The following is a 15,353-nucleotide window of genomic DNA, read 5'->3' as shown; positions in this document are numbered from 1 at the left end:
AAACACCCCCGCCGTTGTCGGTGCTCCCTGCCCAGCCGTCCGTGAGGATCCCCATGTCGTCAAGCACTCCGCCAGCCACCCGGACCGAACCACGAGGCGGACTGGACCGCTACTTCTCGATCACCCGTCGCGGCTCCACCGTGGGCCGTGAGATCCGCGGTGGCGTGGCCACGTTCATCGCCATGAGCTACATCGTGGTGCTCAACCCCCTGGTCCTGGGCTACGGCGAGGACGGCGCGGGCAACATCCTGGGCGGCGAGCGCGTCGCGGCCATGACCGCGCTCGTGGCCGGCGTGCTCACCATCCTCATGGGTGTGTGGGCCAAGTCCCCGTTCGGGATGGCCACGGGCCTGGGCGTGAACGCGTTCCTGGCCGTGACGATCGCCACGAACCCCGGGCTCACGTGGCCCGAGGTCATGGGTCTGGTCATCTGGGCCGGTGTGATCATGGTGGTGCTCGTGCTCACCGGGTTCCGCACCGCCGTGTTCAATGCCGTGCCGGACTCCCTCAAGACCGCGATCGTGGTGGGGATCGGGCTGTTCATCGCCCTCATCGGTTTCGTCAACGCCGGCTTCGTGCGGCGCATCCCTGACGCCGCGCACACCACGGTTCCCGTGCAACTGGGCAACGGCGGTCAGCTGTTCGGTTGGCCCACGCTCACGTTCGTGGTGGGACTGCTGCTGACCATGGCGTTCGTGGTGCGCAACGTCAAGGGCGGGATCCTGATCTCCGTGGTGCTCACCACCATCCTGGCGCACGTGCTCGAGGCGTTCTCCCCCGCGGGCTCCGCGGCCGAGAACCCCCACGGCTGGTCCCTCGTGGTGCCCGCCAACCCCGAGGGCCTGTTCGCGCTGCCGGATCTGTCGCTGCTCGGTTCGGCCGCGCCCATCGACGCGTTCCGCCAGCTCGGTGTCATCGCGTGCGCCCTGTTGATCTTCACGATCCTGCTGTCCATCTTCTTCGACGCGATGGGCACCATGGTGGGCCTCTCCCAGCAAGCAGGCCTCGTGGACGCGAACGGGCGGATCGAACGCGTGGACCGCGTGCTGCTCGTGGACGCGCTCGGTGCAGTGGCCGGCGGTACCGGTTCCGTGTCCTCGAACCAGATCTTCGTGGAGTCCTCCACCGGTATCGCCGAGGGCGCCCGCACCGGCCTGGCCAACGTGGTCACCGGCGTGCTGTTCCTCGCGGCCATGTTCCTGACCCCGCTCGTGAACGTGGTGCCCTTCGAGGCCGTGGCCCCGGCCATGGTGGTCGTGGGCTTCCTGATGGCCCGCAACGTGGTGCACATCGACTGGACCGACTGGGGCGTCTCCGTCCCCGCGTTCCTGACCTTCGCGGTCATGCCGTTCACCTACTCGATCGCCAACGGCATCGGCGCGGGCTTCGTCTCCTTCGTCTTCATCCGCCTGGTGCAGGGCCGCGCCAAGGACGTCCACCCGCTCATGTACGTGGTGGCGCTGGCCTTCCTGCTGTTCTTCGGCATGGGCGTCATCGAGGGCTGGACGCGCTGACGTTACCCGTCCTCTGACGACGACGCCGCTGCCACCCTCCCGCGCTCAGCCCCCGCGGGTGCCGCGGCGGGTCACCCCTCGGAAGCGCTGCCGGATGGGGGCACCGGAACCGGGTCCGCGGGTTTGTCGTGCCACGGCTGGGCGTCCCCGGCGAACTCCCGGCACCACGCGGTGTCCTTGTACTGCGCGGGCAGGGAACCACCCAGGAGCTCCTTGGCGAGCGCGGCGGCGTCGGCGGAACCGGCTGTTGGAAGCGCGGCGTGGGAGGCCGCGAGCACCACGTTGCCGTAGCGGCGGCCCTTGAGCATCGCGGGATCCGCGACGGCGGCCACGTGCTCGAAGACCTCGAGCAGCGCGGCGACCTCCGCGCGCGTGCCCTTGAGGTTGCGAGTGTCCCCCACGTTCAGCACGTAGATCCCGTCCGGGGAGAGCACCCGGTCCACGTGCCGGGTGAACTCCACCGTGCGCAGGTGTCCCGGGGTCTGCTCCCCCGCGAAGACGTCCCGCAGCACGACGTCGCGCGAGTCCTCCGTGAGTGTCTCCGTGACCTCCCGGGCCTCGCCCGCGCGGATCCGCAGCAGCGGTGCGCGGGGCAGATCGAGCCATTCGCGCACGAGGCGCGTGAGAGCGGCGTCGAACTCCACGACCACCTGGCGTGCCTGCGGATAGCGCCACGCGAGGTAGCGGGCCATGGAACACGCGCCGCCGCCCAGGTGCAGGACCCGCAGCGAGGTGGGATTCAGGTGCGTGTTCACATGCTCCTCGACCACGGTGGAGAACCAGCGCATGTACTCGAACTCGAGCTGGTCCGGGCGGTCCGGGACGATGTGCGAGGACGGCACCCCGTTCACGCGCAGCAACCACGCCCCCGGGACGTAAGGATCCCGCTGCAGTTCCACGGTCCCGGTGTCCGTGGTCCAGGTGCGCTCCACGAGCCCCGGAGCATCCGACGACGACGCCGCGCCACCCGCTTCCGTGCCCTTCTTCCGGTTCTTCCTGCTCACCTGTGTGACGTCACCCGCGTGCTCGCCCGCTCGTGCTCACCCGCGCGCTCGCCGCTGGACACGCACAGGGTGGGGAGGCCGCTACTTGTCACCGGTCGTGATCCCGCGCCGCTCCTGGGACCTACCGAGCTCGTGGGTGTGCAGGGCGGACTCGAGGCGCTCCACCTTGCCCGCGAGTTCACCGGTGTGCCCCGGGCGGATGTCCGCCTTGAGCACGAGGGACACACGCGGGCCGTAATCGGCCACCGCGGCCGTGGCTTCCTTGACCACGGCCATGCACTCGTCCCACTCACCCTCGATGGTGGTGAACATGGAATCCGTGCGGTTGGGCAGCCCGGACTCGCGCACCACGTGCACCGCCGCGGCCACCGCGTCGTGGACGGAGGCGTCCGGGTTGTCCCCGCCGCTGGGGGAAACTGAGAAGGCAACCAACATAGACCCAGTCTCGCACCGATCCGTCGCGGGTGACAGGGCGTGTGCAGCGCCGTGTGAGGACAATCTCCCGAAGTAGTGCCGCGGCGCGAGTACTCCCCTGGCCATTCGAGAGCGGTGAGAAGATGGTGCCCAGCCTCACCCGTCAAGGAGAGCACATGTCCCGGTTCCTGCTGGCCACCACCCCGTTCGCAGGCCACTTCTTCCCCATGCTGGGGTTGGCCAAGGGCCTCCTGCGCCGGGGACATGACGTAGTCGTGTACTCCGGCAAGAAATATGAGGCCACGGTCTTGGCCGCGGGGGCACGATTCCTGCCTTTTTACGCCGCACAGGATTTCGACGACACCGACCCGGAAGCCACGTTCCCCGCCATGGCCAGGGCATCGGGCCCCTCCGCGATGCTCACGGATTTTCGCGAACTGTTCTTCGGCACGGCTCCGGGCCAGGCGCAGGACATGCTCGACGCGCATGAAAAAATGCCATTCGATGCCGTGGTCGCGGAAGGTACGTGTTTCGGCGCGGAGTTGTTCCACGAACTACGCGGCGTTCCGTATGCGACGGTTTCGTTGTCGCCGCTCGGTTTGCCCAGCAAGCACCTCGCCCCTCCGGGAACCCCCTTCAAGCCGGGGCGCACCGTAGTCGGCCGCACACGCGATGCCGTATTGCGAGCCCTGTTGGAGCACACGCTCGATGCCCAGTTCCGATCGCTTCACAACCGGGCGAGAACGGCGGTGGGGCTGGAGCCGACGACGCGCCGTGGGCTTCACGGCGCATGGTCACCGCAACTCGTCATCGCTCAAGGCGTTCCCGCGCTCGAACCGCCGCGGCCTGATCTACCCGCCCACGTGCACTTCATTGGTGATCTCGCGGCAGGTACACGGGGTGCTGAGGTTCGTCCGGCGTGGTTGGATGCCCTCGATCCGAGTCGCCCCGTCATTCACGTGAGTGAAGGCACGTTAGGCCGAGATCGAGGTTCCCTGGTGGGGCGCACGGTTGAGGCCCTTACGGACGAGCCGATGCAAATCGTGGTCGGCGGCCGCCACCGGGCCGGGCCTCTTCCGGATTCGGTCATCGCTGCGGAGTGGGTGCCGCAAGACCTGTTGTTCCCCGATACCGACCTGTTCGTGACCAATGGTGGATACGGGGGCATGATGGCCGCGTTGTCGCACGGAGTTCCCGTACTCGCGGTGCCGTCGTCCACCGAGAAGTGGGTGGGCGCCGGGAATGTGGTGAACAGCGGCGCGGGTTTGCGGCTTCAGGCGAGGAAGGCCGCCCCTGGCGTCATGAAACGCATGGTTCGCACACTGCTAACGGATCCCACTTTTCGGGCAGCCGCGACAAGAGTGGCGCGCGCCATGAACCGTGCAGGCGGTGCCGAACGAGCATCGGAACTGTGCGAAACGATTGCCCGCCCGTAGGCTGCGGAGAGCATCTGAACCAATATTTCAATGCGTCGAGTTTCCCGGACCCGTGTCGTCAGAGTGCGTCGATGAGTTCGCGCATCAGCTGGGAAGGCGTGGTGTGCCGCTCCCGCGCCGCCTCATCCAACTTCGCGCGACGTGCGGCGTCCAGACGGAGCGTGAAAGGACGCGCCTGAGTGCCCACACTGATGGGACGTCCGGGCACCGAGGGACCGACATGTCCATCCGTGTACCCCTGCCCGGATTCCGCTTCGGCGGCCCACTGATCGATGTCCTCGTCCGTGAACGGAGTACCGTTCACATCGCTGTACTTGCTCATGTGCCTACCTCCTCAGCCCTACCTTGATGAGAACCTTCTTGGTCGCGGCCATGGCGTGGAACACCAGCCATCCGTCAGGCTCGTCCTCGACCGCAATGTACTCCACCAGCCGCCCACCGGCGTCGGCCCAGAGGCCCGCACGCTGCCTGTTCATGCGATTTTCGTACGAAACCAGCCCGGTGGGACGACTCGTGGTCGGAGGCGGGTTCCCTAGACTGGGACGTATAGCCGGTCGACCGTGAGGGAGCTCGTTCCATGACGCAGGGCATCTACATTTCCGCCATGACACCGCGGAGCGGCAAGACGCTGGTGGCACTGGGCCTCGCGGACACCATGTTCAAGCGCACGGACGCCCTGGGTTTCTTCCGTCCGGTCTTCGACGGCGCGGCACCGGAAGACGACTCCGTCCTGCAGCTCATGAAGCGCACCTTCGACCTCCCGGACTCCCGGTGCCGGGGCGCGGTGTCTCTGGAACGCTGCCGCGAGATCCTCGCCTCCGGTGAGCACGACGACCTCGACTCCGCCGCCATGGCCGTGTACTCCGAGATGGCGCTGGAGTGCGATGTGATCGTCGTGGACGGCACCGACCTGCTGGCCCACAACGCTGTCACCGCCGAGTTCGACCTCAATGCCCGCCTGGCCAACAACATGGGCTGCTCCGTGGCCGCGGTGATCGGAGCCCACGAGTCCGGGCGTGTGAAGGACGTGCTCAACGCGATCGACGTGACCCGCACCGAGCTGCGCCAGGCCGGGTGCGACATCTACGCCGTGATCGTCAACCGCGCGGACCCGGAGCAGGCGGAGCAGATCCGCCGGGAGGCCAAGCCCGGCAACCACAACCTCCCCGCGTACGTGATCCCGGAGATCCCCGCGATCTCGAACCCCACCGTCGCCGAGCTCGTGGATGCCCAGGGCTACGGCACGGACTTCAACTCCACGTCCCTGGACCGCGACATCAAGGCCGTGAAGGTGGCCGCGATGACCGCCGGGAACTTCCTGGACCAGATCGCGGACGGGGACCTGGTGATCACCCCCGGGGACCGGACGGACGTGGTCTCGGCGACCCTAGCGTCGTCGTTCGCCTCGACCCTGCCCGTGCCCGCGGGAATGTTGCTCACGGGCGGGTTCCGCCCCGAGGGCGCGGTCGCGTCCTTGCTGGCCGCGGCGCCGTTCCCCGTGCTGACCACCGACCAGGACACGTTCTCCACCGCGGAGGCCGTGGGCACCACGCGCGGTACCCTGGCCGGCGCCCACTCCCGCAAGATCGCCGCCGCGCGCGGCGCGTGGGCCGAGTACGTGGACAGCGACGAACTCTCCGACCGGCTCTCCCTGCCGCGACCCGTCAAGCGCACGCCGCTGCGTTTCCTCCACGAGCTCGTGGAATCCGCGCGCGCGGACCGCAAGCACATCGTGCTGCCCGAGGGTGACGACCCCCGCATCCTGCGCGCCGCGGAGATGATCCACCGCCGCAACTTCTGCGACCTCACCGTGCTGGGCGAACCCGAGAGCGTCCGGGCGCTCGCACAGTCGGAGGGCATCGATCTCGACTTCGACGCCGAGGGTCTGCACGTCGTCGACTTCCAGCACGACGCCGCACTGCGCGAGAAATACGCCGACGAGTACGTGAAACTGCGCTCCCACAAGGGTGTGAGCAAGGAACAGGCCCTCGAACGGATGACCGACGGTTCCTACTTCGGGACCATGATGGTGCAGATGGGGGACGTGGACGGAATGGTCTCCGGAGCGGCCCACACGACCGCCAACACCATCCGCCCCGCCCTGGAATTCGTGAAGACCCGCGAGGGCGTACACATCGTCTCCTCCGTGTTTTTCATGCTGCTCGCGGACCGCGTGCTGGTCTACGGCGACTGCGCCGTGAACCCAAACCCGGACGAGCAGGCCCTCGCGGACATCGCCCTCGCCTCCGCCCAGACCGCCCGGGAGTTCGGAGTGGAGCCGCGCGTGGCCATGCTCTCCTACTCCACCGGCGGGTCCGGTTCCGGGGAGGACGTGGAGCGCGTACGCGCCGCGACCGACCTCGTGCGCGAGGCCCACCCCGATTTTGAGGTCGAGGGGCCCATCCAGTACGACGCCGCCGTGGATGCCTCGATCGCCAAGTCCAAGCTCCCGGGGTCGAACGTGGCCGGACAGGCCACCGTGTTCGTGTTCCCGGACCTGAACACGGGCAACAACACGTACAAGGCCGTACAGCAGTCGGCGGGCGCGGTGGCCGTGGGGCCCGTGCTCCAGGGACTGCGCAAACCCGTGAACGACCTCTCGCGCGGGTGCACCGTGGACGACGTCGTCAACACGGTCGCGATCACCGCGATCCAAGCACAAACGCTGTGACGACACGGCGGCCCCGCGCGCGGGGCCGCCGTGCCCGCGTTGGTGACGCAGCGGCGTCGTCAACCCCGAACTCCGCCACTGGCAACCGCGGCCCGCGCGCCGCCGAAGGGAAACCACCATGCTCGTACTGGTCGTCAACTGCGGCTCGTCCTCCATCAAGTACCAGGTGCGAGAGGTCGAACCGGCGGACGGGGAACCGCAGGCCTACACTTCCTCCATGCCCGCGATCGACGAGAACGTCCCCCTCGCCACGGCCACCGCGGGCATGGCAGGCGGCGAGGTGATCACCAAGGGGCTGATCGAGAACATCGGCACGTCGGAGATCCAGGACCACACCCAGGCCCTGGAAATCCTCGCCCAGCGTCTGGACGAAGAGCTCGGCGGGCGCACCATCGACGCCGCGGGCCACCGCGTGGTGCACGGCGGCGAGCGCTTCTCCGCCCCCGTGCTGGTGAACAACGAGATCATCCGGGCGATCGAGCGGCTGGCCCCGCTGGCACCGCTGCACAACCCCGCGCATGCCCTGGGACTGCGAGCCATCCAGAAGACCTATCCGGGGATGCCCCAGGTGTGCGTGTTCGACACCGCCTTCCACCGCACGATGCCCGAGAAGGCCTGGCGCTACGCCGTCCCCGAGCAGTGGTACGAGCTACACGGGATGCGCCGCTACGGTTTCCACGGCACCTCGCACGACTACGTGACCGGCAAGGCTTGCGAGTTCCTGGGCATCCCGCGGGAACAGTTCAACACCGTGGTGGCCCACCTGGGCAACGGCGCCTCGGCCACCGCCATCCGCGAGGGCCGCTCCTACGACACCTCTATGGGCTACACCCCCCTGGCCGGACTGGTCATGGGCACCCGTAGCGGGGACCTGGACCCCTCCGTGGTCACCGCCATGCTGGAGCGCAACCCCGGGATGAGCGCCCAGGACATGAACCGAATCCTCAACAACGAGTCCGGTCTGCAGGGCGTCTGCGGGGACTCGGACATGCGGGCCGTGGCGCAGCGGGCCAGCTCCGGGGACCGGCGGGCGCAGCTCGCACTGGACATGGCCGCCTACCGCCTGGCGAAGTACATCGGCGGCTACCACGTGGCAGTCGGTGGAGCCCACGCGCTGATCTTCACCGCGGGCATCGGCGAGAACTCCCCCAAGTTCCGCGCCCTGGTGTGCGACCAGTTGGGCGCGCTCGGGATCACCCTGGACCCCACGCTCAACGAGGCCCCCCGGGGGGACGTGGCCCGCATCAGTGCGGAGACCTCCGCAATCGAGGTCCTCGTGGTGGCCACGGACGAGGAGCGGGCCATCGCGGAGGCCACGGCCGGGCTGGTGTGGGAGCGGGTCAAGAAGTAACACCTCGCGCACCAGACCCCCCCGCCCCGTCCCCCCGCAATCGCGTGCTTTAACGGAGCAGGTGCCATCTGCTGTTCGGTAGACGGCACCTGCTGAGTCTTTGCAGCGCGCGGGGCGGCGCCGACGGGCGGATCAGCCCTGCTTGGTCACCGGCTCCTGCGCGGACCACGGGAAGACAATCCACTCGTCCGTGGACTTCCAGGAGAAGTCCGGACGGACCTCCGAGCGGGGCTTCTCGTAGACCACGGCGGAGCGGCACTCGGCGCCATAGCCGCGCAGCAGCTCCAACACGAGGGAAAGGGTGCGTCCGGAGTCCACGACGTCGTCCACGACCAGTACCTTCTTGTCGCTGATGGAGTCCGTGTCCAGCATGGGGGCGAGCAGCACCGGGTCCGGAAGGGTCTCGTGGACGTCCGTGTAGAACTCGACGTTCACGGCGTCGGAGAGCTTCACGCCCATGGCGTAGGACAGCGCCCCGGCGGGCAGCAGACCACCGCGCGCCACCGCGATGATGATGTCTGGGACGAATTCCGAGTCCACGATCTGCTGGGCGAGTTCCCGGGTGGCGGTCCCGAACCCCTCCCAGGTCAGGATTTCCTTGTTGTCCAGTTCGGTGGAGTCCGCGTGAAAGGCCATTCCCGTAGGCTAGTCGGTTTTGCGCGGCGGGCACTGCACGCGCCGCGCCCGCCTACACTTTCCGTGTCCCCTCACGACTGCCCCGATCGAGGATCCTCATGCCCAGCAGCGCATCACCCGCCCTTTCCCACGAGCGGGGGTCCCGCCCCGAGGACGAACGGCTGGGCGCCGGGCGCACCGTGGCGTACGCCGTGCAGCACATCCTCACCATGTACGGCGGTCTGATCGCCGTGCCGCTCGTGGTGGCCAGTGCCGCCGGATACGACGCCGCCACCACCGCCCTGCTCGTGGCCGCCGCCCTGTTCGTGGGCGGGTTCGCCACGTTCCTGCAGGCGTGGGGGCTGCCGCGGATCGGTTCCCAGCTGCCGCTCGTGCAGGGGGTCTCCTTCACCGGGATCGCCACGATGCTGTCCGTGCTGGCCACGGGGGGCGGCATCCAGTCGGTGATGGGCTCCATCATGGTGGCCTCCGCCTTCGGGTTCCTGGTGGCCCCCTTCTTTGCCCGCGTGCTGCGCTTCTTTCCGCCCGTGGTCACGGGGTCCATCATCACGACCATTGGCATCACCCTGGTGCCCGTGGCGGCGTCGTGGTCCATGGGCGGGGACGAGAAGGCACCCGGCTACGGCTCGCTGGGCAACATCGCCCTGGCGGGGGTCACGCTGCTTGCCGTGCTGCTGCTGTCCAAGTTCGGCGGAGCGGTGCTGTCACGGCTGGCCATCCTGGTGGCGATCGTGGTGGGCACCGTGGTGGCGTGGGCCACCGGCATGGCGGACTTTTCGCACGTGGGGCAGGGGCCGTGGGTTGCGCTGCCCTCCCCGTTCCACTTCGGTGCACCCACGTTCCACATGGCGGCGATCGTGGCCATGGGCATTGTGATCCTGGTGAACATGGCGGAGACCACCGCTGACATCCTGGCCCTGTCCGAGATCACGGGCTCGCGCATCAACTCGGCACGCATCGCGGACGGGCTGCGCGCTGACATGCTGTCCTCCGCCGTGGCGCCGGTGTTCAACTCCTTCACGCAGACGGCGTTCGTGCAGAACGTGGGCCTGGTGGCGATCACCAAGGTCAAGAGCCGCTACGTGGTGGCCCTGGGTGGCGTGTTCATGGTGCTGCTGGGCATGCTGCCCGTGCTCGGCCAGGTCATCGCCGCCATCCCCCTGCCGGTGATGGGCGGTGCGGGCTTCGTGCTCTTCGGCACCGTGATGTCCTCGGGCATCCGCACGCTGGCCCGTGTGGACTACCGCGGCGGCATGAACCTGATCATCGTGGCCGTCTCCCTGTCCTTCGGCATGGTCCCGATCGTGGTCCCCACCTTCTACGACGCGTTCCCCGACTGGGTGGGCATCATCTTTTCTTCCGGCATCTCGTCCGCCGCCGTGGCCGCGCTGGTCCTGAACTTCTTCTTCAACGAGATGGGCCGCAGCCGGCGCACCACCGAGGCCATGGGCATGAACACCGTGGGGCTGCGGGTGCTCTCCCCGCGCGAGGCTGGCGCACTGCAGGACGGTGACCAGTTCGTGGACGGCCGCCTGCTGGACGCCCAGGGGCGGGAGATCCCGTTCGCGTCCTCCCAGGAGCAGTACGAGTCGGTGCGCGAACGCATCAACGCGGGCGAGCTGACGTCGCTGGAGGACATTCGCCGCGCGGTGGATAACTAACCCCGGACGACGTCGCTCCCCACCTGCGCGTCTCTCCTCCCCTTCTCCTCCGCGAGTCTCGGCCTGTGCACCGCCGGCGCTCCACCGCCGCGGATTTCTGCCCCTCCTCCGCCCCGAGGGAGCAGCCGTACGAGGGGACGCACACCGCTGCCGGGATCACGCGCTGCCCCTCATCGGCGCACCCGGTGGTAGGCCGCCACCACGTCCTGCGCACGGGGCAGGGCCAGATGGCCCGGGTGGCCGCGGTGGTGGGCCAGGGCATCCAGTCCGTCCCGCACCACCCGTTCCAGGGCCGCGTCCACCAGCTCGGTCAGAGGAGTGCGGCCGTCGGCCGTGCGCTCGACCTCCTCCAGAAGCCGCGCAATCGCTTCCGTCTGCGAAGGGTCCACGAGCTGGCTCAGAGCGGAGAGGTCCACGTCCTCGCGGCCCCACTGGATGGTGTCGAGACCGCGAGCTCGAGCGGGTTTGTCCCTGCCGCCCCGCTGGGCGGCGCCATGGCGCGGACCGGACCGGGAGACGTCGTGCCCCGCGGCACCTGGTCCGGACGGGGTGGCACCGCGTTCGACCGGGACCGTGCCGGGCGCTTCCGGGGCGCCGCCAGGAACGTGCGGGCGGATCTCCCCGAAGGATGCCGCAGGACGCATGTCCTCGGGGCGCGGGAAGTCCCGCACCACCTGCCGGGCGCGGTCGGTGACATCCACGGCGCGGTAGGCGTCCATGGCTATCACCAGGTCCGCGACGTCCAGGAACGCCCCAGAGCCACCCGTGACCAGGATCGAAGACACCCCACGCTCCGCGTACAGGGCCCCCGCGCGGTCCACGAACGGTGTGATGGGCTCGCGTTCGCCCGGAACCATGGCCCGCATCCGCTCGTCCCGCACCATGAGGTTGGTGGCGCACGTGTCCTCGTCCAGCAGGAGCACCGCCGCCTGCGCCTCGACGGCCTCCACAGTGGCGGCCGCCTGGGACGTGGAGCCGGAGGCGTTGGACGTGCTGAAGTCGCGGGTGTCCGCGCCGGTGGGCAGGTTGTTGATGAACGGCGAGACGTCCGTGTTGCTCACGGCCCGGCCGTCCTCCGCGCGCACGGACATGGCGCTCGGCAGGGTGACCACGCGTTCGCGGCCGTCGCCGGGCACGTGGCTGTAGACCCCGCGCTCCAGGGCCTGCAGCAGCGTGGACTTGCCGTGGTAGCCGCCACCCACGACCACCGTGACGCCCTCGGGGATCCCCATGCCGCTCACGGTCGACCCGTCTTCGAGCTCGAGCTCCACGCGCAGCTCCGGAGGCGTCTCGAACGGGACGGCGCCCCGGGCCAGCGGTTCGTCTCGGTGCCCGGAGGCGCGCGGCAGCACGGCGCTGTCCGCGACGAACGCCACAAGTCCACGCTGCGGCAGCTGCTCCCGCAGGTGCTGGGCGTCCAGGTGGGAGGTCACGTGGGCCTGCAGGGCGCGGGCGTCCAGGTTCTCGTACCGCAGCGCGCGCTCGACGACGCCCGGCAGCACCTCGGTGAGCAGCCGGTGCGCGGCATGGCCCTTGATGCGGCGGCCCGCGGCGGGCAGGGCGATCTCGCAGCGCACCTCCAGGTGCGCATCCGCGGCCGCGGGGTCCGGCACCAGGACGGACGAGCGCTCGAGGATCTCCTGGCCAGTGCTCTGGATGGAGATCCCGCCCGAGTCCTTGCCACCGCGCGGGCCCAGCTCACGGGCGGCACGGGAGAACTGCCGGGTGAGGAAGTCCCCGGCCGCCACGCGTCGGTCCTTCGAGGCGATCAGCCCACTCGGGATCCCCGTGCTGCGCAGGGGCAGCCGCACGCGCGCGAGGGACGGCGGGGCGTACGGGTCCGACTGCACGCGGTCCAGGACGAGCTCCACCTCCCCGAGCCGCCACAAACCCTTGAGCTGCTTGTACGCGCTGTAGCTGCTGCCATCCAGGCGGCGGAGGGCCTGCGAGAGGTCCGTGCGAGGTGTGCTCATGGGTCCATCGCACCACATGTGCGGGGGCCGGGGCACGCGGCAGGGCCGCCTCCCCGTGCGGTTTCCCACAAGCAACGGGCCGGGGGACCAGGCCCAAGCGAGCGCTGCGCGCCCCGGGCCCCGTTCACATCTCAGGCTCTGCGTGCCTGCACCCGCCCGAGCACCAGCGCGGCCACAAAGCACAGCACGTATGCCCCGGCGATGGCGGCCCATCCGGCGGTGAACGCCCCCGTGAGGTCCACGAGCTGGCCCACCACCACGGGCCCCAGCGCGAAGCCCAGGTACATCCCGGTGGCCACCAGTCCGGACGCCACACCGATCCGTTCCCTGGACACGGCGGCGACGATTCCCGAGTTGATCACCACGTTCGCGGCCAGCGGCAGCGCGGCGTGGAAGGCGACGCCCAGCCACATGAGCCAGTGCTGCTGCGTCGTCTCCGCGAGCACGAGCAGCCCGAGCCCCACGATCCCGCCCAGGCTCATGACCTGGATCAGCGGTGCGGGTCTGCCGAGCCTGCCGGTCACCCGGCCCCACCCGATCCGGCTTCCGATCCCGATCACCCCCATCATGCCCAGCAGCAACCCGGCCACCGTGACGGTGTACCCCATGGCCCGCACCGCGAACAGGGACGCGTACACGTTCACGCCCTGCGTGCCCACCGCGTTGAGGAAGGACGTCAGCGTCAGCAGCCACACCGCGGGCGGCAGCGCCCCCGACGACGCCGCGGCGGAGGGCGCGACGGGAGAGGGAGCGGGCGGCGTCGTCGGGGTGTTCTCTCGGGCGCGGCGCTGCAGCCGGGTGACCACGGTCCACCCCGTGACGAGCAGGGGAACACACAGCAGCGCGCCGAACAGCGCGGCACCCCGCCACCCGAACGCCGCGCCCGCCACCGGGAACGTGAGGCCCGCGACCAGCAGACCCACCTGCACCCCGGACTGCTTCCACCCCATCCACGCGGAGCGCTGGGCCAGCGGCACGCGCTGCGCGACGATGCGGTTGGTCACCGGGTTGGAAAAGGACTGCGCGAGACCCGCAATCAGGGCCGCGACCAGCAGCATGGCGTAGGACTGCCACGTGGCGCTGAGCAGGAACGCCACCAGCACACCCCCGAAGATCAGGGTGAGCTGCACGCGGGTGTCAATGCGGTCCGCGAGCACCCCCAGCAGCGGCGCCGCGAGACCCGCTACCACGAACACCGCCGTGATGATGAACCCATACTGCCCCTCGGTGATCCCGTAGCTCTCCACGATGGTGGCGCTCAGCGCACCCACCCCGTAGTTGAACACCGGCCCGGCGGCCATCGCGGCCATGAGCACCGCCAGCAGGATTCCGGGGGCCTTGCGCGTCGGCGCGGATGGGGTGCGGGTCACAGTCGATCACCCTAGCCCCGCACCACGCCCTCGACCTCCCGTAGGCTTTCCCCACGACTGAGAAAGGCGGACGTCATGAGTGACTCACTGGATCCGGAGCTCGCCCGGGCCCTGCAGGAACCGGCGCGGCTGGTGCGCGCGGACCCTGCACTGCTGGACACGGTCCGCCAGGCGGGTTCCCCTGCCCAGGCGGAACTGATGCGCCGCGTTTCAGACGTGCGCACCGTGGAGGACCGGTACGCGGCGGCCGCCATGCTCGCCGCCCTCTTCGGCCACCGCGGCCCGCTGGACCAGGCCGCCCACGGCTACGGCAGCACCCCGCCGTCCGAACTGCTCGCGCTCGCGGACGTCCCGGTGCTCCAGCCCGCCCTGCGGGAATCCCTGTCCTCCCCCGTCCGCACCGGCCTGCTGGAGTGGGCCACCACCGCGGACCCTTCTCACCCGCCCCTCGAACTCGCCATGGCGGCCCGGGATCTCGGGCTGTCCGACACTGCAGTGCTGCGTTCCGTCGCGGATCGCGCGGACCAGGTCGCCCACGACGCGGCACCCGCGCAGCGGGAGCCACTGGCCCGTTTCTCGGAAGTGCTGCGCGCGGCGGCGGACAACCCCCGGGACGGCGGAGCGGCGGCGTCGTCCGCGCCCGGTTCGATGCCGACGCCGCAGGGTCCCGTCGGCTCGCAGGGCCCCGCGGTCACGACCACCGGCATCCCGGCCTCCGAGATGCTGGGTGAGGACGAGCTGGACGAGCCCTCCCGGCCCGGACATCGCTACCCGGGCGAGGGTGTGCCCGTGCGCGACTCGATCGCGGGCCCCGGCGCCAACGCACCGCGGCAGACCTGGGAGCCGGGCAGCCTCTCGGGACGTCCCACCGGCGGCGAGTCCCAGGACGGGAACGACGCCGCCCACCCGGCCGGTCCCTCGGGCTCGCCCGACCGCCACGGACCGCCGGTGCCCCCGCGCGAACCGTCCACCAACGAGCTGTATTACGGCGTGGGCAGCGACCGGTACGCGGACCGGGACCCGGACAGCGAGCAGACCCGGGCCGAGGACCGCCACGTGGCCCGCAACTGGGCCATCGTGTTCGCAGTGATCGTGGCGGTCATCGTGGTGCTGGTGCTCCTGTTCTGACCGCTTCAGGACCGCCGACCCCCGCCGGGCCGGTAGGTTGGCCAGATCCGCCAGGCCCTGCCTGTTGCGCCACCCGATCGAGTCCAGCTGCCCGTCGGTGAGCGGCTCGGTCATCAGCGCGTAGTCGGAGACCGGGACGGTCTTGAGCCTGTCGCGCTCGAGCAGGGACGGGAACACGTTGGTGGCCAGCACGGC

13 protein-coding genes are annotated in these 15,353 nt (G+C 69.7%); 6 read left to right on the top strand and 7 right to left on the bottom strand.

Features of this window, described 5'->3' with window-relative positions:
- Positions 1-53 precede the first annotated feature (53 nt).
- The gene (locus HBK84_RS00855) at positions 54-1,514 is read left to right on the top strand and encodes an NCS2 family permease (RefSeq protein ID WP_172644394.1); all 1,461 of its coding nucleotides are present in this window, start codon (positions 54-56) and stop codon (positions 1,512-1,514) included.
- 71 nt (positions 1,515-1,585) lie between these two features.
- On the opposite strand, the gene HBK84_RS00850 is transcribed toward HBK84_RS00855, so the two are convergent.
- Entirely contained in the window at positions 1,586-2,518 is a 933-nt protein-coding gene (locus tag HBK84_RS00850; protein WP_167317952.1) for a spermidine synthase, read from the bottom strand.
- An 81-nt stretch (positions 2,519-2,599) separates the two neighbouring features.
- Positions 2,600-2,953, bottom strand: coding sequence for a thiamine-binding protein (locus HBK84_RS00845; RefSeq protein WP_064846451.1), 354 nt, complete (start codon positions 2,951-2,953; stop codon positions 2,600-2,602).
- A gap of 155 nt (positions 2,954-3,108) precedes the next feature.
- Here HBK84_RS00845 and HBK84_RS00840 point away from each other — a divergent pair, with 155 nt between their 5' ends.
- Positions 3,109-4,368 (top strand): glycosyltransferase, encoded by a 1,260-nt coding sequence (locus HBK84_RS00840; RefSeq protein ID WP_167317951.1) that lies wholly within the window; start codon positions 3,109-3,111, stop codon positions 4,366-4,368.
- Positions 4,369-4,426: 58 nt separating this feature from the next.
- Here HBK84_RS00840 and HBK84_RS00835 read toward each other — a convergent pair whose 3' ends face one another.
- A complete protein-coding gene (locus tag HBK84_RS00835; protein WP_167317950.1) occupies positions 4,427-4,690 on the bottom strand; it encodes a CopG family transcriptional regulator in 264 nt (87 codons plus the stop codon).
- A gap of 4 nt (positions 4,691-4,694) precedes the next feature.
- Complete coding sequence (locus HBK84_RS00830; RefSeq protein WP_167317861.1) at positions 4,695-4,844, bottom strand: hypothetical protein; 150 nt, start codon at positions 4,842-4,844, stop codon at positions 4,695-4,697.
- Between the two features lie 101 nt (positions 4,845-4,945).
- Between HBK84_RS00830 and pta the strand changes: the two genes are divergently transcribed.
- Both pta and HBK84_RS00820 read left to right on the top strand, forming a co-directional pair.
- Positions 4,946-7,039, top strand: coding sequence for a phosphate acetyltransferase (pta, locus tag HBK84_RS00825; protein WP_167317949.1), 2,094 nt, complete (start codon positions 4,946-4,948; stop codon positions 7,037-7,039).
- Positions 7,040-7,157: 118 nt separating this feature from the next.
- Positions 7,158-8,390, top strand: a complete 1,233-nt coding sequence (locus HBK84_RS00820) for an acetate/propionate family kinase (protein ID WP_064846449.1) — start codon at positions 7,158-7,160, stop codon at positions 8,388-8,390.
- A 132-nt stretch (positions 8,391-8,522) separates the two neighbouring features.
- Here HBK84_RS00820 and HBK84_RS00815 read toward each other — a convergent pair whose 3' ends face one another.
- The gene (locus HBK84_RS00815; RefSeq protein ID WP_064846448.1) at positions 8,523-9,026 is read right to left on the bottom strand and encodes a phosphoribosyltransferase; all 504 of its coding nucleotides are present in this window, start codon (positions 9,024-9,026) and stop codon (positions 8,523-8,525) included.
- A 98-nt stretch (positions 9,027-9,124) separates the two neighbouring features.
- Between HBK84_RS00815 and HBK84_RS00810 the strand changes: the two genes are divergently transcribed.
- Positions 9,125-10,687 carry a nucleobase:cation symporter-2 family protein gene (locus HBK84_RS00810; protein WP_167317948.1) on the top strand — a complete coding sequence of 521 codons (1,563 nt, stop codon included), beginning with the start codon at positions 9,125-9,127 and terminating at the stop codon, positions 10,685-10,687.
- A 170-nt stretch (positions 10,688-10,857) separates the two neighbouring features.
- On the opposite strand, the gene HBK84_RS00805 is transcribed toward HBK84_RS00810, so the two are convergent.
- Both HBK84_RS00805 and HBK84_RS00800 read right to left on the bottom strand, forming a co-directional pair.
- Positions 10,858-12,660 (bottom strand): ABC-ATPase domain-containing protein, encoded by a 1,803-nt coding sequence (locus HBK84_RS00805; protein WP_167317947.1) that lies wholly within the window; start codon positions 12,658-12,660, stop codon positions 10,858-10,860.
- 131 nt (positions 12,661-12,791) lie between these two features.
- The gene (locus HBK84_RS00800; RefSeq protein ID WP_167317946.1) at positions 12,792-14,030 is read right to left on the bottom strand and encodes an MFS transporter; all 1,239 of its coding nucleotides are present in this window, start codon (positions 14,028-14,030) and stop codon (positions 12,792-12,794) included.
- A gap of 75 nt (positions 14,031-14,105) precedes the next feature.
- On the opposite strand from HBK84_RS00800, the gene HBK84_RS00795 reads away from it, so the two are divergent.
- Positions 14,106-15,158, top strand: coding sequence for a hypothetical protein (locus HBK84_RS00795; RefSeq protein WP_167317945.1), 1,053 nt, complete (start codon positions 14,106-14,108; stop codon positions 15,156-15,158).
- Positions 15,159-15,353 lie beyond the last annotated feature (195 nt).

Source organism: Kocuria sp. KD4 (assembly GCF_011769905.1).
GTDB classification, from domain to species: domain Bacteria; phylum Actinomycetota; class Actinomycetes; order Actinomycetales; family Micrococcaceae; genus Kocuria; species Kocuria marina.
This window is presented reverse-complemented; position numbering and strand designations above follow the sequence as displayed.